This window comes from Nitrospirota bacterium (genome assembly GCA_040755395.1).
Classification (GTDB): Bacteria; Nitrospirota; Nitrospiria; order Nitrospirales; family Nitrospiraceae; genus DATLZU01.
In genome coordinates, this window is record JBFMAX010000002.1 from 442,321 (window position 1) to 466,781 (window position 24,461).

Here is a 24,461-nt window from a genome sequence, read left to right on the forward strand (position 1 = left end):
CTCAATCGAAACTTGACGCTTCTCTCGGATGAAGAACCCGAAGGGTAAGGGCTAGTCACCCAAGGGAGTCAATCGGGAGTGACTGGTTGCCCATTAGGCAAGTTTCGGACGTATCAGGAGTTCTGATCCGCGCGACGGGCATCGGAGTGATGGCGCCCAGGTTCCGTGTGACTCAGGGTACGCCGCAATGATTGTCCGTCATGTTTTGCAGCGCAGCCTGAGGTTTGACAACGCTGCTCGTTGCCTTCTAGGATACGGGCGCGAGGTACCGATGCGACGGCTTCTGCGGTTGTTCAGCGACCTGCCGATCGCCCGAAAGCTCTTTCTCGCGTCCGTCATTCCCGTCGTGGCGGTCGCGCTGCTCAGCGTTGTCACCTACCGGACCGTGATTACCTTTTCAGAGGACGAGGAACAGCTCAACACCACCTATTTCGTCCAACGGCGAGCGGCCGAATACATGCGGCTCATCCTTGACCTTGAGACGGGTTTCCGGGGCTTCGTCCTGACGAAAAAGGAAGAGTTTCTCTATCCGTTTCGCGCCGCCCAGGATCGCGTGTTGTCCGTGGGGAGGTCCCTTGAGCAAATGTTGCAAGGGCAGGAAGAGCAACAACAGCTCATCTTTCGGGTGCAGGATTTGGTACAGCGGTTGATCAGGGAAAAAGATGAACTCATCAAAGCCATCAAAGCCGGCCATTCCGAGGATGCGCGCCATTACGTCGAGGCGGGCCGGGGGCGGATGCTCATGAGCAGCATCCGTCAAGAAATGGCTCGTTTCGACCGGTTGGAGCAAGACGCGCTGAACCGTCGGCTCGCGAGGATCTACCCAGACCGTTTCTCCATGCTCATGGTGATCCTGGGCGGCGGTGTTCTCGCGATCGCGCTTATGCTGTTGACGCTGCACATGATCGCGAGATCGATCACGGCTCCCCTCGCCAGCCTGGCCAAAGCGGCCGGATCGTCATCGGCGGGGTTCGTGCCGTCGCTGCCGGTGCTGGAGCGAGGCGACGAAATCGGCGACCTGACCCGCGTGATGCACGCGATGAGCGCGCAGATCAGGGATCACTTGGAGAAGGTCGAGAAATCGGAAGCCGAACTCCGGGCGTTGAACGTGGTCTTGTCCGCCTCGGAATCCAAGTATCGCAGCCTGGTCGACCACGCTCCCTTCGGCATTTTTACGACGAAGGGCATGGCCATGGTGTTCAGCAACCGATACAACCGTATCTTAGCGGGCCTTGATCCGGATGGGGAAGGTGATCCCGAAGCCATCCGGCAGGCCTACCATCCTGAAGATCGGGAGCGGGTTCTCTCGGAATTTGCAAAAGCGGTCGAAGAAGAGTGCCCGTACGAAACCGTGTTTCGCTTTCTTCATAAGGACGGCACGGTCCGCAAGGTGCTCAGCCGGCTGATTCCCATCCGCGACGGCGACGGTCGAGTGGTCATGTATCAGGGCTTCAATGTGGACATCACGGCCTTGGATGAAATGCAGGCCAGGTTGCACCGCGCCGAGCGGCTTGCCACGTTGGGGCAGGTCGCCGCCGGCATCGCGCATGAGATCAGGAATCCGCTGGTCGGCATTGGCTCCACCACCTCGCTGCTGCTGGAGGATACGAAGGCGGCCGACCCCCGGCGGCCGGATCTGGAAGTCATCCTGCGGGAAACACGGCGGCTGGATCGGATCGTCAATCAGATCATCGATTACGCGAGACCCCGTTCGATCGCGCCGGTGCTGGTTGTCCTGCCCGACTTGGTTCAGGAGGTTGTGAAACTGCTCGCCGTTCCGATTACGGAGAAGCGCCTGGAGGTGCGCAGTTGTCTGCCTCCGACGCTGCCGCCGCTTCAGGCCGACCGCGACCAGATTAAGCAAGTACTCATCAACCTCATTCAGAACGCGATCGAAGCCTCCGCGGAAGGCGGATCGCTCAGTTTGACCACCTTCGAGTCGGCCCGTGGGCAAGAGGCCGGCATCGCGATCACCGTGATCGACAAGGGTGTCGGCATCGCCGCCGAAGCCCTGCCCCACATGTTCGAGCCCTTCTTCACGAGCGGGAAACACCGCGGAACCGGCCTGGGACTGGCCATCTGCCGGAACATCATTGACGCCCACGGCGGCGACATCCAGCTCACCAGCCAACTGGGGGAGGGAACGACTGTGCGAATCTGGCTTCCCATGCGCCAACTGCCGCGGGTCGTGGAGGCCTAGCCGATGCGCGCGACCATCTTTGTCATCGACGATGAACCGGCCATCCGGTCGGCGATCGTGAAACGGCTGTCCCGCCGCAATCATCGCGTGGTGGGATTTGAGTCCGGAGAGGACTTGATGAAAGGCCTTGAACAGGACCAACCTGATCTCGTGCTGCTGGATCTGAAAATGACCGGCATGAGCGGGCTCGATGCCTTAAAGCGCCTGCGTTCGCTGGCCCCCCATGCGCTGGTGATCATGCTCACGGCCTATGGGACCATACAGGACGCGGTCGAGGCGATGAAGCAGGGTGCCTACGATTTCCTCATCAAGACCGTCGACCTGGAAGGGATCGATCCGGTGGTGGAACGGGCGTTGGAATTCCTGACCCTTCGCCGGCGTGTGGAAATCGAACGGGAGGATGAGGACGGTCAGTATGCGCTGTCGAACCTCGTAGCGCACAGCCCGGCGATGCGGCAGTTGCTGGCCCAGGTGCGCGACGTGGCAGCGAATCCGAAAGCCACGATCTTGCTTCAGGGAGAGACCGGCACCGGCAAGGAGTTTCTCGCGCGGGTCCTTCATCATAACGGACCCCGGGCAGCCGGACCCTTCGTCGGCGTCAATTGCACCGCGATTCCGAAAGACCTGTTCGAGAGCGAACTCTTCGGCTACGAACGCGGCGCGTTTACCGGGGCCAACCAACGGAAACTCGGGTTGTTGGAGAAGGCCGAAGGCGGCACGCTGTTTCTGGATGAGATCGGGGACCTCGATCTCTCCACGCAGGCGAAGCTGCTCCGTGTGCTTCAGGAGCGGTCGTTCAGACGGCTGGGAGGAACGGATGACATTACGGTGGATTTCCGCTTGATGACGGCCACCAATCGCGACCTCAAACAGCAGGTCGCCAAGGGCATATTTCGTGAAGATCTCTACTTTCGGTTGAACGTGGTCACCTTCGATCTGCCTCCGTTGCGGAAGCGCGTCGAAGACATCATTCCACTCGCACTTCGCGCGGTCGTTCGGTTCGCGAAAGACTTCGGCAGGGACGTGCAGGACATCGAGCCGGACGCCCGAGCATTGTTGGAGCGATACGCCTATCCGGGCAATATCCGTGAGCTGCACAACATCATCGAACGGGCCATGATTCTCTGCCATGGGAAGGCGTTGACCGTGGGGTGTCTCCCGCGCGAGTTACACGAAACCTCATCGCAGACGGCGGTGGCGGTGAGCCAAGGCGATCAGCAACTCGTGCGCGTGGAGATGGTGCTGGGAAAACAATCCCTGGCCGATGTGGAGTCGGCGATCATCGAGGAGGTCATCCGGCTGGCAGGACACAACAAAAGCCTGGCGGCCAAGTACCTTGGCCTTACCCGGTTTTCGCTTGACCGTCGGTTGAAGAAAATCGAAGAAGAATAAGACGACCGGCAGGTGGGGGTCGGAGCGACTAGAGCCGGTATTTCCGCTCCGGTGAGGCTGAGCTCGTCGTTCTCCGGTTGATCAGTTCGACTCTGACACGAGGCGCACCCGCCCCTGGAGGCCGGACGACACCAGTACCCGTCCCTCCTGGTCTACGATCACCGCTTCGACATCGGGGAGCCGTTCGACGAGCGCCATGCCCCGTTCGGGTCCGAGCACGAAAATGCCGGTATCCAATCCATCCGCCATCGTGCCCTCGCGCGCGATCACCGTCACGCTTTGGCAGTTTCGCGCCGGATGAAGGGTGGCGGGATCGAGGATATGATGATAGCGGACCCCGTCCCGCTCGAAGAACCGCTCATAATCGCCGGCTGTAGAAATCGCCTCATCGTGAAGCTCGACCCAAGCCAACACCGCCCCCTCTTTCCTCGGGTGCTTGATTCCCACGGGAAATCGCGATCCGTCCGGCAACCATCCGAACGTTTTAATGTCTCCTGAAAGTGCCACAACACCCGCAACGGCGCCGGCTCGTTGCATGACCTGGACGACCAGGTCCGCAGCGTAGCCTTTCCCGATCCCTCCGACGTCTATCCGCATGCCAGGTTTGGACAAGAACACTGTGCCGGCGGTCTCATCTAACTGAATGTGCGAAAGATCGACGAGCGGCCGCAGCGCCTGTAGCTCCGCATCGTCGGGGATACGCGCCTGGTCCGTCACGCTCCACGCCTCCACAGCCGGACCGACGGCGATGTTGAATCCGCCTTCTGTGAGCGTCGCGAGTTCGAGCGAGCGTTTCAGGACCGTAAAGGTCTCAGGACTCACCTTGACAGGATTCCACCCTGCGGCGGCGTTGACCTGAGACAGCTCGCTGGTGGAGATCCAGGTGCTCAACAGTTCCTCCAATCGATGCACTTCACGAAAACCCGCGGCGACGGCCGCCTGCGCCGCGGCTTCCGTCGGCGCCACCGCCGTGATCGTGACCAGCGTACCCATGTGTATCTGGGACCGCTTGGCGAACGCGGGCTCGGAGTAAGGTGAAACGGACGCACAGGCGAAGGAAACGCCGCAAACCAGTAAGGCGGCTGCACGCGCACTCCGAGACAAGCATCGTCGCATGAGAATCGATCGCCGAGACAACGGGCGGGCTCCTACCACCAATGGCGGCGGAAATAACGAGGATAGCGCGGGTATGGCATTACTTCATATAGGCGGGATTCGGCTTGACTGGGAACGAGCAAGACAGTCTCGACGGGTTGGCCTTCAAGGGCTGGATATTTGGCCAAGAACTCGCGCTCGGCTTCCGCTTGGTCCTTCCGATCCTGAACGGTCGAGATGACCACCATGCGGTCGTAGCGCGGCGTGTCCACGCCGAACCTCCAGGTCCCAAGGTATGTGATCTGATCAGCGACGACTTCAAAGGTTGAAGAAAAGTCGGCCATGGACAGAAACGGCCCCTCGTTGATCTGCACGCGGCTCAACTCGTATTCGCCGGCGGGGATCTGAAGTACGAACACTTTATCATCCGACTGCACATCCACCTTAAACCGCTCATGGGTCTTCCGGTTTACGAGTTCAAAAAACCTGACCTGCGGTTCATACCATCGGGTCGTCTTGCCGGTGACGAGCGCGACGGTCCGACCGAAGACGATCGGAGTTTTCATGTCCTGCGCTTCCGGTGCCGTGGGGAGATCGGTGGCGCACCCGGCGGCAAGCAGGACGCCGAACCAGAGGGAGCACAACAGGGCCCACCTTTCCGGCATGTTTACCTTCGCGGACATGGAATCATTATATTGGACCGTCGATGCTGTTTACACCCGTCACTTCCTAATCACCGCGCGTTCGGCTCCAAAGGTTTTCATTGACACCGAGTGGCCATCTATTCAGTGTCCTCCGCACAGTGCGCGCTGTGCGATTCCGCTCGTTCTTTTCAGCTCTATCGGGAGAAACTCCAGCGATATCATCACGTGACTCAATGGCATATGAATTGCTTAAAAAGAAATGAAGTTAATAATCGTTCTCAATCTCATTGCTACCTACGCCCGGAATTAATTATGAACAATCTCAGACGGCAAAACGTCCACCCTCCTGAGGGCGGCGCGACACGTTGTGAATGCGGCCAGCTCATCGCCAAGGTGCGGGACCAAGGCCTCGAACTCAAGTGCAAACGCTGCAAGCGACTCGTGGTTATCCCCTTCACTTCGATTGAAGGGGGAACGTTTCTGTCCACCTAGCCGCATTGTTCATGACGGTTCGTCGCGAAAACGCGCAGACGCGTCGTGAGACGGGTAAGCACAGCCGCGAGGGACCGAGGCGTACTTGAACAATACGTCGAGGGACTGAACGGCGAGCGCGCCCGTCGCAACAGCGTATCCGCATTTGCAGCAGAAACGGTCATGAATAATACGAGCTAGATTCGACCGAGTCTTCCCCGAAAGGAGGTTTACAGACGGCAAAACACGCATGAGGACTTAGCGACCACCCTGGCGCGCGAAATAGACCAGAGACCCGAGAGTCCCGAGTCAGACCACAACCCATTTTTGATGGAGGTTTCCGATGAGGATGCGGTCGATCCTTGGGGCTCTGATGCTGTGCCCGCTGTTGGCACTCCCCGCTATGGCAGATGAAAAAGCCTTGGAAGAGCGAGTCAAGAAGCTGGAGCAGATGTTGGAAGAACGAGAAAGGCGCGAACGCGAGGGGATTTCTCCCGGTGTCGAGAGGCCTGAACTGGTCAGACCGGAGGCACCTCCTGAAGAACCTGGCGTCGGCCCGCTACCTGAAGTCGGTCGGGAACGTCGAGCCGAGAAGCAACCGGCGTTGTCCTTCGGTTCGACCGGGTCGGGTCGATTGGTCTATGCAAAGCCGTTCGTCGCGGCGCCGAAAGCCATCGTCGGCGGCTACATGGATATCCAGTACCGATCCCATCGGAAGAGCAGCATCGAGAACGGATTCGGCGGGCTCAGCAACAACTTCGACCAACAGCGGTTTGTGCCTTTCATTTACGCGGATATTACGGAGCATGTGAAGATGGCCGCCGAGTTGGAAATCGAGCACGGCATTCGCGAAGAAGGCGGACCCGACCGTGCACTCGAGTTCGGACTGGAATTCGCCCACATCGACTATCTGATCAAAGAGCCCATCAACCTCCGAGCCGGCATTCTGTTGGTTCCAATCGGCAAGTTTAACCTGCTGCACGACTCCCCATTGAACGATCTCACCGACCGGCCGTTGGTCAGCCAATTCATCATCCCGACCACAGTGGCGGAAACCGGTGCGGGTATCTACGGCACCTTTTACCCAGGCCGTACGTCCAAGCTGGATTACGAGCTGTATGTCACCACGGGACCTTGCGGCTATGAAACCAATGGAACACCGACCATCAACGAGGCGTCGGGCACACGTGGGGCCCGCCAACGGAAATGCGGAACCGATGATGGGTTCGATATCAATAACGGCAAGGCCGTCGCCGGACGTGTAGCGTTCAGCCCGGTGCTCGGCATCGAAGTCGCCGGATCGGGATACTACGGTAATGCGGCTCCGCAAGGGGGACAATTTGGCTCTAACTATAACCCTCTGAGCATTTTCGCCGTGGACTGGACCCTCCAAAGGGGGCCGTTCGAGATCATCGGTGAAGCCGCATGGGCCTACGTCAGGCATAATTCTCGGGCCATTACCGGAAACACGATCGGATTCGCACCGGGCTCCCTGCTGACCGGTTTGGGTGGCTTGAATCCGCTGGGGATCCCACCGCAACGGATGCAGGGGTTTTACATTCAAGGCAACTACCACTTCATGCCTGAGTTCCTGGCCAAGTGGTCGCCGAAGCGGTTCGGCGAGGGGTCGACCTTCACGGCCGTCGTTCGTTATGACAGGGTCAACACGAACATAGACTTCTCGGGGGGTGAAGGGGACTTGGAACAAATCTCTTTCGGACTGAACTACCGGCCGATCGAGGATGCCGTGTTCAAAATGAGCTACCAGTACATGCCGCAGGCCTTCAATCCCAATTCGGGACAACGGATTCACGACAGCGCATTCGTGATTTCGGCTGCGACGTATTTTTAACGTGTTGCCTGCGCACTCTCCCGAATCGGGAGAGTGCGCAGGCCATGCGATGGAGGCAAACGCTGCCATGCGAGCATTCATCACCGCCATCAGTCTCTCGATCATCACAGCTTGTAGCGGCTGCGCCACATTGAGCGGCGGCCAAGATCAGTATTTTGTCTGCTCGTATGACCTGGTGTGGGAAACGGCTTTGGAATCCGTCAAGGATCGTCCCATCACCGTCCAGGACAAGGACAAGGGGTTGATCGAAACCGGTTGGGTCGAAATGAAAGGCAAAGACCGTCCGTACGGCATATTCGGACGGGAGGGCTTCGGCAACAGAGAGCGGGCTCGGATGACTCTCGCGCTAAAAAAGCAGGATGACGTCACGGCCGTCAATGTTTTGGAAACTCGGCAGCGGTGGCATGCGCGAGGCGGCGTGACGCAACAGGCCACGAAGTGGTGGCCGATTGAACCTTCGGTAGAAGCGATGACGGCGGCGCTGACCCGTCTTAACACAAAATTACAAGAGAAAGGCTGCTCCCCCACATGAAGACATCGTCTCTCAGCCTCATCGCCATCCTGGCCATCTTTGGGATGCCGGTTCCCGCCTGGGCCGAACGAATTTGGGACAGCGAACTCAAGCGCTACCTCACCGAGCAGGAAATGATGCACGCGGAGGTGTATCTGACCGAGGAAGAGGCGCTGAAACTCATGTTTCCGAAATCAGAACGCATTCGGAAAGAGATCATCACGCTCAGTCCCGAGAAAAAGAGTCTGGTCCAGGAACGAATCGGGTGGAAATTCCCCGAGGAATCCTTCGAGGTGTATATCGGCGAGACCGGCTCCACCGTGGACGGCTATGCGATGATACAGAATACGATTGGCAAACATAAGCCGATGACGTACATGGTCGGGGTCGATTCCAAGGGACAGTGCACGGACGTCGAATTGCTCGTCTTTCGTGAAGCCCGTGGCAGCGAAGTCCGCACCAAACGCTTCAACGTTCAGTACGAGGGCAAGACCGTCTTTGACCCGATCCGCATCAATAAGGACATCATCAATATCAGCGGAGCGACGATGTCGGTGCGCTCGATGAGTGCCGGCGTGAAACGCGTGCTCGTGCTGATCGACGAGTTTTACCTCAAGCCCCAAGGAATCGGTAGCGATACGATCCAGGCGCGGAAAGCGGAGAAAGGGTTTTTCGGCTCGCTCTTCGGCTTTTAGCGAGGATGTGAGTCGGGCTCTCGGGCATGCGCAATTTCAACACTCGGTTCCGCCTGCGGGATTCCGATCGCCAGGTCCGGCTGGTGTACACGCTGTTTCTCTTGTCGATGCTGGCCGGGTTCGCGTTTTCGTTTTTCTGGGCGCACAGCATGACCGGTCTGTCGCCGCAAGGGATCGCCGACCATTACCGGGGCTCGGACGCGACCTTCGGCGAACCCATGTCCTTCCGGGAACTGGCCGAGATCACCCATTTCCATCTGTTCACGATGCCGGTGGTGTTCATGATTCTCGTGCATGTGCTGTATCTTACCGGTGTAAGCAACGGCGTGAAGGTGAGCATGACGTGGGCGGCGTTCTCCGGCGTGATGCTCGATCTGGCGTCGCCATGGCTGATCAGTTACGTGTCCCCGATCTTTGTGCTGACCATGCTGGCCGGCGATTCACTGATGCTGGTCAGTTTTCTGGTGATGTTCGTCATTCCACTGTATGAAATGTGGTTCCTTCAGCAACCGTTGATCGCCAAAAAGAACGAGGAATGATCGTGTAACCGGTTTCGCCAGGCCGCAGCCCGCTGGAACTTTTGACCGGAAATCGATCGACCGCACTATCCTTTCGCTTGACCGTCGTTTGAAGAAAAATCGAAGAAGAATAAGGCAGCCGGCTCACGAGGGATTGGGGGCGACAAAGACCAGCACTTTCAGCCGGGCGCTGGTATGATTGGTCACGCCGTGCGGCTCGCCGGCCGGAGCCAGCGTTCCCTGTCCCGGACCTAATACCTGCGTGTCTGATCCGACCGTGAAGGTGCCCTGCCCTTCCAGCACCACATAAACCTTGTCCTGATCGCCATGCACATGGCCTTTCTGTTCCTGCCCCGGCTCGAAGCAGTACACGTCGCAGAAAAACCGGGGCGTCTGAAAGATATTGTTCTTCTTCATCTTCTCCAGGCTAAACTGCGAATAATCCGAAAGATTGATGACCTTCATGCCCTTCCGCTCCTGACGTTGAATAGTTATCAGTCTTCAGCTATTGGCCATCAGACATCAGCTATCAGCTATTAGCTATCAGCAAGTTTATTGCTGTCGGCCGAAAGCTGACGGCTGATCGCTTGTAGTTCGTTGCTTCTCGATTCTCCGAACGATCGAATCCACCGGTACCAGGTGGCGGGACACCCCCAAGTCCTTCGCCGGCACACCCATCGCGAGCCCGAGCAACTGCGGCAAGTGCAGGATGGGTAACTGCAGATTCGCGTTGACCGCCTTTCCGGCCCGGTCCTGGTAGATGTCCAAGCTCATGTGGCACAAGGGACAGGGCGTGACCATGAAGTCCGCCCCTTCATCCTTCGCCTCCTTCATGTTCGTTCCCGCCATCGCCACCGCGATCGCTTCTTTTTCCAGAATGATCGGAAAGCCGCAACAGTTGGTTCGCCCGGCATAGACGACCGGTTCGCCGCCCACGGCCTTGATGACCTTCTCCAGCGATCTGGGATTTTCGGGGTCGTCGAATCCGAGATCCCAGGAGGGTCGAAGAATATAGCATCCATAAAAAGGAGCGATATGGAAGTCGCTCAAGGGGATCCGGACTTCCCGGGTCAACCGCGGCAAGCCTACTTCCCGCACGACGACCCAGAGCAGATGTTTGACCTGGACGGTGCCCCGATACGTGATACCGTCCTGAGCGAGCAACTTGTTGATCCGGTCCAGGAGCGCCGGGTCCGATTTCAGCCGTTTGTTGGCGGGGCCCATGACGCCCTGGCAGGTGCCGCAGATCGTCATGACATCCAGCCCAAGCTGCTCGGCTTGCGCGAACGTCCTGGCGTTCAGCGCGAGCGCGACCTCGGGATCCGCCTCGGTGACCACACCCGCGCCGCAACAGGAAGCCGCCGCCAACTCCACCACCTCGATGCCCAGCCGGCCGATGATCGCCATCGTGGACTGATACAATTCCGGCGTGGCGCCCTTCGCCGCACAGCCGGGAAACAACGCATATCGCAGGGCCATCGAGACTCCTCTGTTCAGCGTTCCGGTTCGGCCGTCAATGTCTGTACGGCCGGTGCAACCTCGGCAACAGGGATGTTATCGCGCTCATGGTTCGAGGCAAGATCTTCTCGGCCGTCCCTCTTACCGCTACGGTGGAGTATACCGGGCATGGACACCGAAGTCACCGGCGTGCTCAAGGCTCAACGCGACTCATTGGACCAACCGGAGCAACTACGAGCTTGCAAGAGCTCATCAAGAGGAGTATCTTGGAGCCGCAGCGGGGAAAAGAAACCATGACGGACCACGGATGTCGGTTCGATCATCGGGTGCCCGATACGGATTGGGCGGAAGTGCTCTCCCACCCCGATCGCCGTTCGCTTGCCGTCGGCCATCTGAAGGATGTGAGCGAAGGCGGCCTCTCGCTGCATTTGCCTCTGTGCCTCCCGTCCGGGTCTCGCATTCACGTCAAGCTCTCGCGCATGACCAACGGAGTGATCCGGCATTTTGAATTCGCCGGCACCATCGTGCACGTGGAAACCTCCGGCCAAGGATACACGCATGGCGTCAAGTTCGGCGAGATGACGCCGGCTCAGCAGACGGCATTGACCGATTATCTGTGTCAGGTCGAGTGGCAGTATCGGATGGCATCGTAACCGGTCGGGCCGCACTGCGCACCCGGCCAGCCCGACCCCATGTCGGGCTTTAACAAGGAGGGGGTCGCATGATGAAAGACCTGAATCCCCCGGACCACAACGGCCCGGCGGCGGCAGCGCTCGCCTCACGAGATGAAGCTTTCCGATTGAGTGGCGGAATGTGAACGGACTCCATGGCGCGTCTACGCCTCAGGTCGACGGGTGTTCGGCCAATCCGGCGGAGTCGGAAGACCGATGGTTCGGTCGTTCCATTCACGCTATCACGCGAACGGATAGATTTCACTCTCTGTTGATCGCCGGGTCTCGCAAGAACCGAGCGACGGTCACATCCAACACAGTTAGCAGGCGCCCGAAGCGCCAAACCGGGGGTCATCGGCGTCGATGGCCCCTTTTTTGTTGGTCTCCCACCGAAGGTTCGCCCGTCCCTGAGAACGAGCCACAATAACGCGGTCTTGGCGGCTTGATCGGGATCATCAGCGGCTAAGGTTTTTGGCCATTCAGCCGAGAAGAGTCTGTGCCGAACTCGGTTGACAATCAACAAACTGGGACGAATCAGGGGGAGCTATGCCGGCTGGATCGGACCATCCCGCCACTGCTCAGGCGATACAACAATTGGAGCAGCAGTTAGCCCGGCGGATCGAGAGCGGAGCAGTCGACCTTCCTCTTTTGCCGCAGGTGGCCAGCCGGGTGATGGTGTTGGCCAACGATCCGTCAGCCGATGCGGCTCGTCTATCCGCGTTGATTCACCAGGACCAGGCATTGGCCGCCCACGTCCTCAGAATCGCCAACTCCCCGGCCTACATGCCGCGTACGCCGATCGTCTCGCTGCAGCATGCGGTCGCCATGTTGGGAATGGCTCTTCTGTCTGAGATTGCGTTTACGGCTTCGCTTAAAGCGGGCGCCTACCAGGTGCCGGGGTACGAAGCGGAAGTACGACAACTATGGCGACATGCGTTGGGCAGCGGCGCGTACGCCAAAGAAATCGCCCGGCTGCGCCGGCACAACGTCGAGAGCGCCTACCTCTGCGGATTGCTGCACGCCATCGGTAAACCAGTCGTGTTGCGAATGGTGGCCATGCTGTCAAAGGAATATCAGGTACCGGTGGAGCGCGACACCCTCATGATCCTATTGGAAGGTTACCATGCCCGCGTAGGCACCATGATCGCCGAAAAGTGGGGTCTGCCTAAGCAAGTGGCGGAAGCTATCGCCTATTCCGCGTGCTATGACCAGGCACCGACCTTTCGCCAGGAAGTGATGATTACCTGCCTGGCCGACCGGCTGGCGACCTATGTGCTGGAAGCGGATGTCTTCGACGATCTCACCGTTTGTGACCATCCGGTTTTCGGCGATCTGAATCTCTATCCCAACGACGTGGATACCTTGCTGAATGCCAGAGACAGGATTCTCGCCGTCGTGGAGGCGATGACCGTATGAGCGCTGTGGCTCAGTTTGACCTCCTCGTGATCGGCAGCGGACCGGCCGGCCAAAAGGCAGCGATACAAGGGGCCAAGGCCGGTCAGCGCGTGGCCATGATCGAACGCGAGCCGGGCATCGGCGGGGCTTGTGTCTATCGAGGGACGATTCCCAGCAAGACCCTCCGTGAGACTGCCTTGCAATTGGAGCGGCTGAAACGATCGGCGGCGGTGTTTGAATTCCGGCTGCGACAAGACGCGGCGGTGTCAGTCCTGATGCACCGCATGGATGAGGTGGTCAAGGCACACGCCGCCTATATGAGCGAACAACTCGCCCGAAACGGCGTGTCCCGCTTCCACGGGCGCGCGCGATTCTTGTCGGACCGGCTTGTGGAGATGCTGTCGGTGGACGGCGCCAAGCAGCGATTCACCGCCGAGACGATCGTGATCGCCACCGGTTCGCGGCCTCGTGCCCCGCGGGACATCGTCATCGATCATGAGAACATTCTCGACAGCGACTCGATTCTCTCGATGATCTATTTGCCTCGAACGCTGACCGTTCTGGGCGGAGGCGTCGTCGCGTCGGAGTATGCGTCGATCTTCAGCCTCCTGGGTGTGGAGGTGACCATGATCGATCGGGCCGAGCGCCCTGTGCAATTTCTCGATCGGGAAATCGTCGGGAAATTTGTACAGAGCTTTGAAAGGCAAGGCGGGCGTTATTGTGGGCGGCAGACAGTGACCGACGTCCGATGGGACGGCGTCTCGCAAGTGGTCACGACATTGGCTGACGGCCGGAGGATCACGAGCGACAAGCTGTTGGTCGCGCTGGGACGGCAGCCGAACCTGGAAGACCTCAATCTGCGGGCCGCCGGACTCGCGCTGACCGAAAAGGGTACCCTGGCTGTCAATGCCTATTGCCAGACGGTGGTACCACACATTTATGCTGTGGGCGACGCGATTGGACCGCCAGGCCTCGCTTCCTGCGCGATGGAACAGGGCCGGCGCGCGGTCTGCCATGCCCTGGGCCTACCGGTCAGCAGCATGCCGGAGACCATTCCTCTCGGCGTTTACACGATTCCGGAAATGGCCAGCGTGGGGCTGGACGAAGCTGCCGCGACCAAACAGCATGGCGCGCCGATGGTGGGTCGAGCACGATTCGACGAAGTCGCACGCGGTCAGATATCTGGCATCTGCGACGGGTTACTGAAGATCGTCGCCGATCCCGCAGGCGAGCGCCTACTGGGCGTGCAGATCGTCGGGGAAGGCGCGACCGAACTGATCCATCTCGGCCAAATGGCCTTGCAGAACGGCACTAAGATCGACGCCTTCGTCGAGAGCATCTTCAATTTCCCGACATTAGCCGAAGCGTACCGCGTAGCTGCCCTCGACATCATGGGGCAACGCTGCAAGCGGGCGGGGCAGGCTCTTCAGACGTAAAGGTTTTGACTGCCCTGGTTCCCGTATGCCTTAAGACCTCAATTCTCGTCCCTGCCTGTGGTGTTTGACTCCCCCATCGGTCTTGGGATACCCTCCTCGCCAGCTTGGGTGATTAACTTCACCATCTACGCCAGATGATTTCCATGAATCGGGCGCAGCGAAGGAGACTCGAAAAACTCCAAGGGAAGCCGGGTCCTTCGCGGGACAGTTTCGCTGTCGCCACGCTGCTGGACGAAGCTAAGTCCCACCACCAGGCCGGGCGTTTGCAGGAAGCCGAGCATGCCTATCGGCTCGTTCTCCAGATGAGCCCCGAACACCCGGAAGCGCTGCATGCCCTGGGTCTTCTCGCTTACCGTGTGGGCAAGCTCGACCTAGCAGGCGAGCTGCTGGGCCGCGCGGTTCAGCAACATCACGACCATCCGCTGTATTGCTTCAATTTCGGCGTCGTGCTGCAACGGGCCGGGCGGTTCGAAGAAGCCATCTCGGCCTATCAGCGCGCCATTTCCGCAAAGCCCGAGTACGTCGAGGCTCTGACCAACTTGGGCAATGTCTACAAAGAGCTCGGCCAACTCGCCCGAGCCGAGCAAGCGTATCGGAAAGCGCTACGCGTCAATCCGAGCTACGCGGACGCGTACAATAATCTTGGCGCGGTCCTCAAAGAGCAAGGCCTGGTGGATCAGGCCATTGACGCCTATCGGCAAGCTCTCGCAGTCAAGCCGGGACACGTGGAGGCCTACAACAACCTGGGCTTGGCGTTGATGGAGCGGGGCGAGTGGGAGAAAGCCGCGGCGGCGTTCGAACAGGCGCTCCGGTCGATGCCGGGCTATGTCAAGGCGACGTACAACCTCGGCATCGTGTCCATCTGGAGAGGGCAATTCGACCGGGCCCTGTCTTGTCTCGACGAGTCCGCCCGGGTGAAACAGGATCATGGGCGTCGCGTGACGGAGATCCTGGTTTCCAAGTCCCGGCTCAGACATGATGCGGAGCAGATTCAGTATCTGTTCAAGCTAGGCATTCTAGGGCACGATCATGCGGTCTACCGCGACGCCCTGAGGCGGCTGGATCAACAGGCTCGCGAGAGCGCCTCAACGGCAACCCGCATCCGCCTCGATCAACGGGACCTGGACCTCGTGGCACCGTCGTTCAACCGGGTGCTCCACCGCGCGGCCTGCGAACGGCTGCCAGGCGGCGCGGTGAACCCCGATCTGGATGTCGAGGCCATCGAAGCCCGCTACAACGCCAAACGGCCGGAGATCATCTACATCGATGATCTGCTCACCGGCGAGGCGCTGACCGCCATGCGCCGGTTTTGCCTGGAATCGACGATCTGGAAGAAAGATTACGAAAACGGCTACCTCGGCGCGTTTCTGGGCGACGGCTTTGCGACGCCGCTGCTCCTGCAGATCGCCGAAGAACTGCGGCTCAAGTTTCCGGGCATTTTCAAGCAGCACCGGCTCACCCAGGCCTGGGCGTTCAAATACGACAGCCGGCGGCGGGGGCTCAACGTGCACGCCGACGCGGCCGCCGTCAACGTGAACTTCTGGATCACACCGGACGAAGCCAACCTGGATCCCGAGACCGGGGGGCTGGTGGTGTGGGACAAAGAAGCGCCCCGCGACTGGAACTTCAGGGAATACAACAACGACAGGAACCGGCAGAAGATTTTCGATTGGCTCGCGAGCGCCGGTGCCAAAGCGGTGCGGATTCCCTACCGCGCGAACCGGGCCGTCGTCTTCAACTCCGACCTCTTCCACGAGACAGACCGGTTCTCCTTCAAAGACGAGTACGCAAGCCGCCGAATCAACATCACGCTTCTGTACGGCCACCGGCTGAACGCCTAATGACGCAAGGACATGACGAAAGAGAGCGCCGGAAAGCAGAGAGCCTTCGGTTACGAAGGCCCTCCGCTTCCTTCCTTGGCGAGCTGAATCGTGACTTCCAACCCGGTGGGGGGATCCTTCAACCTCACGGACATCCCGTCGATTGATGCGACAAGAAACGCTCCATCCAGCGTATCTCCCAACCTGATGATGTAGATCTCGCGATCTTTCCCAATAAACGCGCGCCGCTCCCCATCCCGTGTCAGATATCCGAAATACCGATACTGCGCCAGTCGTTCGCGCAAGTGCTTGCGCTTCTGTTCCTCTCGTTCCCGGGCCTGTTGGGCCGCGAGCTCCTCCGGCGAGGGTGGCGGAGGAGTGACGGGCTTCGGCGTTGGCTGGGAGACGGCCGCGGCTGGTGGCGTCGATAGCGTTGCCCGCGCCACGGCTGAACGAGAAATCGGTGCTGCCGGCGGTTCGTAGGGTGCAAAGATGTTTCTCTTGGGCACGATCGGGGCTTGATGAGCCTTGGTCCGGATCGGTTTGACGATCACTTGCCCATTCGCCGCCGACCGGGTCGGCGCCACGGGTTGACCCGATGTGAACCTCAACGGCACCTGCTGCGGGTCTTCCGCAGTCATCCAGCGCATGGTGATCAGGGCGACCCAGGCCACGCCCAACGCCACGAGGGCTTGCCATTTCCTTTGCTCCGTCATGACATTCCTGCCGTGGACACCTGCGGCCGCAAGAAAGTCGCCACGCGGACGTTGAAGACCACCAGCGTCGAGGCAGACCGCTCGGACTTCGAGGCCCTGGTCGCGTCGAGGCTTTCAATGACTAAGTAGGGATCGGTCGTTTCCAGTCGATGAATGAAGCGATAAATCGCGGCATAGTCCCCGGTTGCCTTGAAGGAGAGCGAGGCTTTGACCGGCAAGCCCTCCTCGCCTTTCTGCGACGCATATGTCATGCCGGGAATCGACACCTGTTCCGCTCGCCCGAGTTCCGAGATTGCCATCGCCAGCGCGGCGAACTGATGTTGTGTCGGCAGCACCAGCCAGACGTTCTCCAATTCTCGTTGCGCAGTCCGTATCTGTTCTTGCGTCTTGCGTGCAGCTTGGAGCTTGACCTGGTCCTGCTTGCCTGCGTGATAGGCCGCCTCTGCCCGAGCCAATCGTTCTTCAGCCGGGGCGAGCCAAAGCGAAGAGATGCCCGCGCTCATCCCAAGAGAAAGCACCGTCACGAGCGCCAACGAAACTAACGCCCATTGAGCCGGCCGCGAGACCGAAGGCACCGTCAGACCGAATAGCGCCATTTGCGATCTTTCTTTAGAATGCCGGTCGATAGACGACCGTGAGATTGAATTCCACACCCTCCGATCCCGACGTGCGGGCATGCCCCGTCGAGCCCTCTCGCTTCTTCTGCACATGATGGTCAGCCAGCGTTGCATTCCGAAATGCGCCGTGACTCTGCAGGCGATCCACCAGCGCCGTGAGATCCCGGAGCGTCGGCGCCGTCCCATGTAGCGCCACCGTGGACTCCTGAAAATTCAGTCGAACGGAACTGACGGACACCCGTGGCGGCAGAGCCTCTTCGAGATCGCTCAACAGCCTGGCCCACGAGAAGGCGCGCTTGTCGGCCAACTGATTGGCAAACGTCACCTCCCGGGTGATCTTGGCGATCTGCTGTGGCGAGAGCGTCAGCCTGTCTTGTTGCATCCGCTCGGCAAACCGGCGATTCAGTTCCTTGGTCCGTTCGGCCGCCGTTTCATAGCGGACGGCCGCTTCTTCGATGGTCCGACTCTCCCACCACCACCAGCCGGCGGTTGTCAGCGAGCCCAGGATGACGACGGCCAGCACGTCTTGAAGACCTTTCACTATTGTGATGTCTGGAGAGATCAAGGAAATGTGCAGTCGGGGGAGCGAGGCGGACCGGGACGGTGCTCGCCACACAGAGGACGACACTCGCGCGGAGAACCATCTGATTATCGGGACGCGTGCCTTCACCGAGCCCTCACATCGCCATGACGCTTGCTAAGGCCGACCACCCGGCGCTCGACAGTACTGATGGGAGGCCGCGGATCGCTAACGCTTGCCGGTCCGGGTGCACGACGTCGACCCAGCGAACCGGGTCGAGGACCGGTTTGGCCGCCGGTGATTCGGTTGCTGGCCCCTCCGTCCCGTCCAGCAAAAACAATGGCGTCGTGCCGGCGTCGGTTCCCTCGCTCGGTCTGGGATACTGGTCCTCGTAGAACTGGACGGTGCCGATCAATGCCGCAGCCAGATCCGCCGTCGCGCAGCGAGTCGGTTTGAGCCGGAGGAACACCGGTCGGGCGCCGCGCACGGCGAGAAATGCCACGTGCTCATAGCTTCGATGAACGAAAAACAGCTCCTCGGCGGGCGTCATTACGGAACGCCAGAGATCAAACAGTTGGAGCGTAGCGAAGCCCACCGACACCGGCAGCAATCCCGCTGCCGCGCAGACCTGTTCATACTGAGCCAGAATGTCCGGCCGGATAGCGGCGACAAGCACCCGGTGGCCCCCGGCCCCCGGCACTCGTGCCCCGGCGCGCGATCCGGGGCCGCCAAAGACCCGATAGGCAAGCCGCAGGGTTGCAGCCGACGCGTTGAGTTCCTTCTGGAGCCGCCAACGGAGGAGGGCCTCCCGGTCGGCCTTCGCCGGGGGCAAGGTCTCAAACTCGCAGAGGATGATCTGGGCGCAGCGATCAGGCAGACTCACGGCCACCGGCGCCACGCCGGCCGACCCCTTCAGCATCCGCACTTCATGCGCGACCACCTCCGGGTCTGCCATATTGAGTTCGCTCGCCGAGGGTCGCAGCAGGCCCGGCAGGAGAGGCCGATCGCTGATCCGACGGACCCTCGGTTTCGCGAACCACGGCCGCCGAATCTCAACGACGCTCAATGCTTCCGCGGAAAAGCTCAGGCCCAACCGCGGCCGGTGGACGGGAAACAACGCCAACATGGCATGTCACCCCACAAACGTCATCCGATTGACTTCACTCAGGGTTGTCTCTCCCTTCAAGACCTTTTCGATGCCCGCTTCGCGCAGCGTGGTCATACCGTCCGCCAGCGCCGCTCGCCGAATCTCCGAGGTCGGTCGCCGATCCAAGATCAGTTCCTTGATGGGCTCAGTGAGCGACAGAAACTCCGTAATGCCGTGGCGGCCCCGATACCCGAGGCCGTGACACTCTAGACATCCTTTGCCTTCATAGATCGGTCGATCCTTGAAGAGCTGATAGTCGAAGCCGAGTTGCTTGCAGTGCGCCGGCGAGACGGTCACGGCGATCTTGCAGGAAGGACAGATGGTCCGCACCAAGCGCTGCGCCATGATGCAGTTCAGGGACGACACGAAATTGTACGGCTCGATTCCCATGTTGACGAACCGGCCGATCACATCGAAGGCGTTGTTCGCGTGCACAGTGGTAAAGACCAAGTGCCCGGTCAGCGCCGACTGAATGGCAATCTGTGCGGTCTCGGCGTCGCGAATCTCCCCGACCATGATCTTGTCCGGGTCATGGCGCAGAATCGACCGCAGCCCACGCGCAAACGTCAGACCTTTCTTCTCGTTCACCGGAATTTGGACCACGTTCTTGAGCTGATATTCCACCGGGTCCTCGATCGTGATGATCTTGTCCTCTTTCTTGTTCACCTCGTTCAGCGCCGCATAGAGGGTGGTGGTCTTGCCGCTGCCGGTCGGGCCGGTGACGAGGACCATGCCATAGGAGGCCGTGATGGCCCGCCGAAATTTCTTGAGGTCGTCCGCCTTCAGTCCCAGCGCGTCCAGATGCAGCCCCCGCTTGCCGGAGGTGAATTCCTCCTTTGCCAGAATACGGATCACGACCGACTCACCGAACGCGCTCGGCAGCACCGAGACCCTGAAGTCGATCGTCCGTTTCTCAATCCGCAGTTTGAACCGCCCGTCCTGGGGCGTACGGCGTTCGGCGATATCCAGCTCGGACATCACTTTGATCCGGGAGACCAGGGGATTGTGAAAGCGCAGGTCCAGCGCCTCCATCGCCAGGTACAGGACCCCATCGATGCGGTACTTCACTTCGGTGACCCCGTCGGCGGGCTCGATGTGAATATCGCTCGCGCGTTTTTGCAGTGCGCTGAGAATGATCGTATCGACGAGGCGGACAACCGGGCTTTCGTCCTTGTTGATCCGCTCGACCGAGAGCACTTCCTCCCCTTGCTCGTTTTCATGCACCAGCACGGGGCGGAATTCGTCCTGCACGCGCGCGACCATCTGGCTGTTCCGCTCGCTCTCCTTCAGCGCTTCCAGAATCGCCGGGCGGGGCGCGACGACGACACGAAACTCGCGGCCGAGCGCGCGCTCAAGGTGATCGAGCGCCCGCAAGTCTTGTGGATCAGGTACGGCCAGCGTCAGGAGACCGTCGCGCTCTTCGAGCGGGAGAAAACAGTATTGGCGCATCCAGTCCACCGGAATCGTCGAGAACTTTTCGAAGTCCACGCGGAAATCCTGCAGCACATGAAACGGCACGGCGTATTGCTCAGCGAGCGCCTCCGCCAGAGCCGCTTCGGAAATGATTCCTTCCTCAAGCAGCCGCGCCTGTAGCGCCCGTTGCGACCCATTCCCTTCGGCAAGCAACCGTTCGACTTGCTCCGAAGAGAGCACACCCGCGCGCGCAGAAGATCAAGCAAGGCAGCCCGTCGCACCAAGGTCGGCATTGCTCAACTCCTTCCTAACGATCCCCTCTCTTTCACTTCTAATTGTCTCCTCCCTCTCCCCTAGCGGGAGAAGGCTAGGGTGAGGGGTAAACTCTTTTAGCTGTGCGCTGTGCAACCTGCAATCCCCTCATCCGAGGCATTCCCTCGATCGAGGGGATGCTGAACTGAAACGTTGTCCTGCACTTGCACTTGAGTCAGTCACCGAAGTCGTCTTTCTTCGATCCTCTTCACAAGCCCGCATCCCCTCAAATGGGTGATCCCCTCATTTGGGCGACTTGTGCGCGTGAACATTTTCACTACACTCCGCCACCGTGATGCTACGTACGCCCTCTTCGTTACGCGTCACTCTTCCTTTTGCATCAACCCTCTCCCCTAGCGGGAGAGGCGACGGTGAGGGGGAGACGCTTCACGCATCACGAATCATCGGTACTTAGCCTGAAGCTATTCGCTATCGGCTATCAGCTAGTCCCTCGCGTCGAAAGGAGTCGCACCATGATCCGCCGCCATTCTTCGGTCTTCATCTGGCCACTCGCTGTTAGCTATGTGCTGCTGGCTTCCTTCGCGGCATCCGCGAAGGAAGTAGACGACGACACGCCGATCAAAGCTGTCGGCGGCGCGGTGCACGCGGATCTCTTCACCGGCGCAACGACGACGAGTATTCCGATTGAGGTCCCACCCGGCCGCAACGGGATGCAACCGAATCTGCAACTCGTCTACAGCAGCGCGAACGGCAACGGCTGGGTCGGGATGGGGTGGAAGCTGGAAGTGGGAGCGATTGAGCGACAGACGCGGTTCGGGGTGAATTACAGCGGAGATGACTACACGTTCCACCTGAACGGCGTGTCCACGGAACTCGTAGCGACGCCGCAATACGGGACCGACGAGTATCGTGCCAAGATCGAGGGCGGCTTCACGAGAATCCGGAAACTCTCCAGCGGTGGCTGGGAGGCGACCGACAAGAAAGGGACGAAATACTTGTTCGGGCAGACGGGGGCGTCACGCATTACCAATTCAGATGGCAGCCTAATCTTCAAGTGGTGTTTAGACTGGGTAGTCGATCGAGATGGCAACTACATGAAAGTCGTGTACTGGGGTGATCAGGGAAATAATCAAGGCTACCTCGATGAGGTACGCTACACCGGCCATACATCCGATGGCTTGGAGAGTGGCTCGGATGTTGCCCCGACGAATGTGATCAAGTTCTACCGTGACGCAGGTGACCGTCTTGACGCACCGGACATGTATACAAGCAATTTCAAGATCAAAACACGGTACCGCCTCAAAACTATCGCTGTCTGGGCCGATCTGGCCATGACCAAGCTCGTGCGGGCGTACAAGGTGCAGTACTCACAAGGCTCTAGCACTGGCAACTCAATGGTCTCGGCCGTACAGCAGTTCGGTTCCAACGCAAGTCTGAATACCTCGGGCACGATCACCAATGAGGGAGTAGCGTCGGCTCTTCCTGCAGCCACCGTTCAATACACCGCGAGTCCTGGTACGTTTGATGTGACCCCATGGACATGGACATCAGGTGGAAACTGGTCAACCAATTATGAAGCGATAATCCCAGGTGACTTTAATGGAGACGGAAAAGCCGATATCTACATTCACGGGCGAGATGGAGCTCAGGTCCCTGATTATATGGGACTCTCGACTGGAACAGGCTTCAGCCTCTGGACGTGGGGGGTCCGATGGGATCTGGTCAAATTTCGAAGCAATCCCTGGTGATTTCAACGGGGATGGCAAGACAGACCTTTATCTCCACGGGCGTCCAGGTACAAATGTCGGGGAACGCATGGGGTTATCCACAGGAAATGGATTTGAGTTATGGACATGGTCCTGGGGCGCTGGTTGGTCTGACTATGAGTTACACACTGGGGATTTCAACGGCGACGGCAAGACGGATATTTACCTCCACGGGCGCCCTGGAACTGGAAACCATGACTACATGGGACTCTCAACGGGTACAGGGTTCAACGTTACTCCTTGGACGTGGACCTCTGGAGGTAATTGGACCGACTACGAAGTGATACTGGGTGACTTCAACGGAGATGCTAAGACTGACCTTTACATCCATCAAAGATACCCTGGTGCTCCTTACGATTACATGGGAACTTCGACCGGCACAGGCTTTCAACTTTGGACGTGGACCTCCGGCGGAAACTGGGCGGACTATCAAGTGATCCCAGGTGATTATAATGGCGATGGAAAAACCGACATCTATATTCACGAACGCTATGTAGGAGCACCTTATGATTATATGGGTCTCTCGACCGGCACAGGCTTTCAACTTTGGACATGGTCTTCCGGTGGGAATTGGGGCGCTTTTGAGGTGATGACTGGTGACTTCAATGGAGATGGCAAGACCGATCTCTACCTTCATGGCGGTCCTGGCCAGAGTGTCGGAGAACACATGGGCTTATCCACAGGCAACGGCTTCAATCTCTGGACTTGGTCCTGGGGAGCGGGTTGGCAAGATTATGAATTGCGGACCGGGGACTTTAGCGGCGATGGGAAAGCTGATATCTACATTCACGGACGCTCGGGAACCGGACTCTATGATTATATGGGACTTTCTTCGGGCACTGGTATCCCGTACCTGCTTAATTCTGTATCCAACGGTCTGGCCGGTAGCGCGAACATCGCGTACATACCCTCCACGCATTACGCAAATACGCAGCTCCCCTTTCCGGTTCAAACGGTCAGCAGCATCACTACGAATGATGGCAATGGCAACGTGTCAACTACAAGCTATACCTACTCCGGTGGGTTCTATCATATTGGTGAACGTGACTTCCGCGGTTTTCACTATGCCAAGGTCACGGGGCCGGTCGGGCTGAATGGCGAGCAGACGATCACCGAGACCTGGTTCCATCAAGGTAACGACGTCGCCGTCGGTGGCAATGATCCGAACGTTGCGAACGGGTATATGAAAGGGCAACCCTACAGGACCACCGTCAAGAATGGGGCGGGACAAGTGCTCACGGAAACAACGACTCTGTATTACGAGGACACGCTTGACGGGACGGCCCCCGCCGCTCCGTTCTACACGCCGGTCAAAGAGGTGGTTTCGACGATTTACAACAGTGGAGTCGCCGGCAAACAGACAAAGGTGGCCTACACCTATGATCTCCACGGCAACGTGACGCAAGAAGACCAACACGGCGACACGTCCACCACGACGGACGATCGTACGATCGCCCGCACCTTCGGCTACAACACCACGGACTGGCTCGTCGGGTTCCCAACCAGCGAGACCATCTCGGCCGGGATTCCTGCCGGCACGCAAATGGCGCGCACCGACTTCTACTACGACGGCACGACGAGCTGCGGCACCGCCTCGACCAACCAGGTGCCGACCAAGGGGCATCTGACCCGTGTCGTGCGCTGGCTTAATGGCGGCACGAGTCCGGAGACCCGCATGGCCTATGACGCCTACGGCAACAAGCTCTGCACCCGCGATCCGCGGGGTGTCAGCTTTCATGCGAAACTCCCCCCTGAGTTTTCATCTGAAATTCCTCCCTCTCTGGGCACAGGGAGGGAATCACGATGGAGGAACGAGCCCTCAGTCCAGTAAGTTCCCCGCCGAGTCCAACC

The 24,461-nt window shown here is 59.3% G+C and carries 21 protein-coding genes; 12 read left to right on the forward strand and 9 right to left on the reverse strand.

What is annotated here, in order from left to right; all coding sequences use genetic code 11:
• Window positions 1-271: 271 nt before the first annotated feature.
• Window positions 272-2,200: an ATP-binding protein gene (locus AB1555_06070; GenBank protein MEW6246263.1), complete on the forward strand. Its 1,929-nt coding sequence runs from the start codon at window positions 272-274 to the stop codon at window positions 2,198-2,200.
• A 3-nt stretch (window positions 2,201-2,203) separates the two neighbouring features.
• Window positions 2,204-3,592, forward strand: a complete 1,389-nt coding sequence (locus AB1555_06075) for a sigma-54 dependent transcriptional regulator (GenBank protein MEW6246264.1) — start codon at window positions 2,204-2,206, stop codon at window positions 3,590-3,592.
• An 81-nt stretch (window positions 3,593-3,673) separates the two neighbouring features.
• Here AB1555_06075 and AB1555_06080 read toward each other — a convergent pair whose 3' ends face one another.
• Both AB1555_06080 and AB1555_06085 read right to left on the reverse strand, forming a co-directional pair.
• Entirely contained in the window at window positions 3,674-4,585 is a 912-nt protein-coding gene (locus AB1555_06080; protein ID MEW6246265.1) for an FAD:protein FMN transferase, read from the reverse strand.
• 155 nt (window positions 4,586-4,740) lie between these two features.
• Window positions 4,741-5,352 (reverse strand): hypothetical protein, encoded by a 612-nt coding sequence (locus AB1555_06085; GenBank protein ID MEW6246266.1) that lies wholly within the window; start codon window positions 5,350-5,352, stop codon window positions 4,741-4,743.
• Window positions 5,353-6,145: 793 nt separating this feature from the next.
• On the opposite strand from AB1555_06085, the gene AB1555_06090 reads away from it, so the two are divergent.
• From AB1555_06090 to AB1555_06105, 4 genes are all read left to right on the forward strand, one after another.
• Window positions 6,146-7,654 carry a hypothetical protein gene (locus AB1555_06090; GenBank protein ID MEW6246267.1) on the forward strand — a complete coding sequence of 503 codons (1,509 nt, stop codon included), beginning with the start codon at window positions 6,146-6,148 and terminating at the stop codon, window positions 7,652-7,654.
• A gap of 67 nt (window positions 7,655-7,721) precedes the next feature.
• Window positions 7,722-8,186 carry a hypothetical protein gene (locus AB1555_06095; GenBank protein ID MEW6246268.1) on the forward strand — a complete coding sequence of 155 codons (465 nt, stop codon included), beginning with the start codon at window positions 7,722-7,724 and terminating at the stop codon, window positions 8,184-8,186.
• Entirely contained in the window at window positions 8,183-8,860 is a 678-nt protein-coding gene (locus AB1555_06100) for an FMN-binding protein (protein ID MEW6246269.1), read from the forward strand. The genes AB1555_06095 and AB1555_06100 overlap by 4 nt, the downstream gene beginning before the upstream one ends.
• A gap of 26 nt (window positions 8,861-8,886) precedes the next feature.
• Entirely contained in the window at window positions 8,887-9,399 is a 513-nt protein-coding gene (locus tag AB1555_06105) for a hypothetical protein (GenBank protein MEW6246270.1), read from the forward strand.
• A gap of 123 nt (window positions 9,400-9,522) precedes the next feature.
• Here AB1555_06105 and AB1555_06110 read toward each other — a convergent pair whose 3' ends face one another.
• Both AB1555_06110 and AB1555_06115 read right to left on the reverse strand, forming a co-directional pair.
• Window positions 9,523-9,843, reverse strand: coding sequence for a cupin domain-containing protein (locus tag AB1555_06110; GenBank protein ID MEW6246271.1), 321 nt, complete (start codon window positions 9,841-9,843; stop codon window positions 9,523-9,525).
• An 87-nt stretch (window positions 9,844-9,930) separates the two neighbouring features.
• Window positions 9,931-10,857 carry a CoB--CoM heterodisulfide reductase iron-sulfur subunit B family protein gene (locus AB1555_06115; protein MEW6246272.1) on the reverse strand — a complete coding sequence of 309 codons (927 nt, stop codon included), beginning with the start codon at window positions 10,855-10,857 and terminating at the stop codon, window positions 9,931-9,933.
• Between the two features lie 272 nt (window positions 10,858-11,129).
• Here AB1555_06115 and AB1555_06120 point away from each other — a divergent pair, with 272 nt between their 5' ends.
• From AB1555_06120 to AB1555_06135, 4 genes are all read left to right on the forward strand, one after another.
• The gene (locus AB1555_06120; GenBank protein ID MEW6246273.1) at window positions 11,130-11,489 is read left to right on the forward strand and encodes a PilZ domain-containing protein; all 360 of its coding nucleotides are present in this window, start codon (window positions 11,130-11,132) and stop codon (window positions 11,487-11,489) included.
• 564 nt (window positions 11,490-12,053) lie between these two features.
• Complete coding sequence (locus AB1555_06125; GenBank protein MEW6246274.1) at window positions 12,054-12,923, forward strand: HDOD domain-containing protein; 870 nt, start codon at window positions 12,054-12,056, stop codon at window positions 12,921-12,923.
• A complete protein-coding gene (sthA, locus tag AB1555_06130) occupies window positions 12,920-14,338 on the forward strand; it encodes a Si-specific NAD(P)(+) transhydrogenase (protein MEW6246275.1) in 1,419 nt (472 codons plus the stop codon). Before AB1555_06125 ends, sthA begins: the two co-directional genes overlap by 4 nt.
• A 143-nt stretch (window positions 14,339-14,481) precedes the next feature.
• The gene (locus tag AB1555_06135) at window positions 14,482-16,179 is read left to right on the forward strand and encodes a tetratricopeptide repeat protein (protein ID MEW6246276.1); all 1,698 of its coding nucleotides are present in this window, start codon (window positions 14,482-14,484) and stop codon (window positions 16,177-16,179) included.
• Window positions 16,180-16,229: 50 nt separating this feature from the next.
• Here the strand turns inward: AB1555_06135 and AB1555_06140 are convergent, their stop codons facing one another.
• From AB1555_06140 to AB1555_06160, 5 genes are all read right to left on the reverse strand, one after another.
• Window positions 16,230-16,874: a hypothetical protein gene (locus tag AB1555_06140; protein ID MEW6246277.1), complete on the reverse strand. Its 645-nt coding sequence runs from the start codon at window positions 16,872-16,874 to the stop codon at window positions 16,230-16,232.
• The gene (pilO, locus tag AB1555_06145) at window positions 16,871-17,470 is read right to left on the reverse strand and encodes a type 4a pilus biogenesis protein PilO (protein ID MEW6246278.1); all 600 of its coding nucleotides are present in this window, start codon (window positions 17,468-17,470) and stop codon (window positions 16,871-16,873) included. The genes AB1555_06140 and pilO overlap by 4 nt, the downstream gene beginning before the upstream one ends.
• 13 nt (window positions 17,471-17,483) lie before the next feature.
• Window positions 17,484-18,032, reverse strand: coding sequence for a PilN domain-containing protein (locus AB1555_06150; protein ID MEW6246279.1), 549 nt, complete (start codon window positions 18,030-18,032; stop codon window positions 17,484-17,486).
• A gap of 136 nt (window positions 18,033-18,168) precedes the next feature.
• Entirely contained in the window at window positions 18,169-19,137 is a 969-nt protein-coding gene (locus tag AB1555_06155; GenBank protein ID MEW6246280.1) for a hypothetical protein, read from the reverse strand.
• 6 nt (window positions 19,138-19,143) lie between these two features.
• Window positions 19,144-20,811 (reverse strand): GspE/PulE family protein, encoded by a 1,668-nt coding sequence (locus AB1555_06160; protein MEW6246281.1) that lies wholly within the window; start codon window positions 20,809-20,811, stop codon window positions 19,144-19,146.
• 545 nt (window positions 20,812-21,356) lie between these two features.
• On the opposite strand from AB1555_06160, the gene AB1555_06165 reads away from it, so the two are divergent.
• Together AB1555_06165 and AB1555_06170 are read left to right on the forward strand one after the other, a co-directional pair.
• Window positions 21,357-22,592, forward strand: a complete 1,236-nt coding sequence (locus tag AB1555_06165; protein ID MEW6246282.1) for a SpvB/TcaC N-terminal domain-containing protein — start codon at window positions 21,357-21,359, stop codon at window positions 22,590-22,592.
• Window positions 22,483-24,441 carry a toxin TcdB middle/N-terminal domain-containing protein gene (locus AB1555_06170; GenBank protein MEW6246283.1) on the forward strand — a complete coding sequence of 653 codons (1,959 nt, stop codon included), beginning with the start codon at window positions 22,483-22,485 and terminating at the stop codon, window positions 24,439-24,441. Before AB1555_06165 ends, AB1555_06170 begins: the two co-directional genes overlap by 110 nt.
• Window positions 24,442-24,461: the final 20 nt, after the last annotated feature.

Coding starts and splice junctions, on each gene's coding strand:
- AB1555_06070 (MEW6246263.1), top strand. CDS start 272: ATGCGACGGCTTCTGCGGTTGTTCAGCGACCTGCCGATCGCCCGAAAG.
- AB1555_06075 (MEW6246264.1), top strand. CDS start 2,204: ATGCGCGCGACCATCTTTGTCATCGACGATGAACCGGCCATCCGGTCG.
- AB1555_06080 (MEW6246265.1), bottom strand. CDS start 4,585: ATGGGTACGCTGGTCACGATCACGGCGGTGGCGCCGACGGAAGCCGCG.
- AB1555_06085 (MEW6246266.1), bottom strand. CDS start 5,352: ATGCCGGAAAGGTGGGCCCTGTTGTGCTCCCTCTGGTTCGGCGTCCTG.
- AB1555_06090 (MEW6246267.1), top strand. CDS start 6,146: ATGAGGATGCGGTCGATCCTTGGGGCTCTGATGCTGTGCCCGCTGTTG.
- AB1555_06095 (MEW6246268.1), top strand. CDS start 7,722: ATGCGAGCATTCATCACCGCCATCAGTCTCTCGATCATCACAGCTTGT.
- AB1555_06100 (MEW6246269.1), top strand. CDS start 8,183: ATGAAGACATCGTCTCTCAGCCTCATCGCCATCCTGGCCATCTTTGGG.
- AB1555_06105 (MEW6246270.1), top strand. CDS start 8,887: ATGCGCAATTTCAACACTCGGTTCCGCCTGCGGGATTCCGATCGCCAG.
- AB1555_06110 (MEW6246271.1), bottom strand. CDS start 9,843: ATGAAGGTCATCAATCTTTCGGATTATTCGCAGTTTAGCCTGGAGAAG.
- AB1555_06115 (MEW6246272.1), bottom strand. CDS start 10,857: ATGGCCCTGCGATATGCGTTGTTTCCCGGCTGTGCGGCGAAGGGCGCC.
- AB1555_06120 (MEW6246273.1), top strand. CDS start 11,130: ATGACGGACCACGGATGTCGGTTCGATCATCGGGTGCCCGATACGGAT.
- AB1555_06125 (MEW6246274.1), top strand. CDS start 12,054: ATGCCGGCTGGATCGGACCATCCCGCCACTGCTCAGGCGATACAACAA.
- sthA (MEW6246275.1), top strand. CDS start 12,920: ATGAGCGCTGTGGCTCAGTTTGACCTCCTCGTGATCGGCAGCGGACCG.
- AB1555_06135 (MEW6246276.1), top strand. CDS start 14,482: ATGAATCGGGCGCAGCGAAGGAGACTCGAAAAACTCCAAGGGAAGCCG.
- AB1555_06140 (MEW6246277.1), bottom strand. CDS start 16,874: ATGACGGAGCAAAGGAAATGGCAAGCCCTCGTGGCGTTGGGCGTGGCC.
- pilO (MEW6246278.1), bottom strand. CDS start 17,470: ATGGCGCTATTCGGTCTGACGGTGCCTTCGGTCTCGCGGCCGGCTCAA.
- AB1555_06155 (MEW6246280.1), bottom strand. CDS start 19,137: ATGTTGGCGTTGTTTCCCGTCCACCGGCCGCGGTTGGGCCTGAGCTTT.
- AB1555_06165 (MEW6246282.1), top strand. CDS start 21,357: ATGATCCGCCGCCATTCTTCGGTCTTCATCTGGCCACTCGCTGTTAGC.
- AB1555_06170 (MEW6246283.1), top strand. CDS start 22,483: ATGGAGCTCAGGTCCCTGATTATATGGGACTCTCGACTGGAACAGGCT.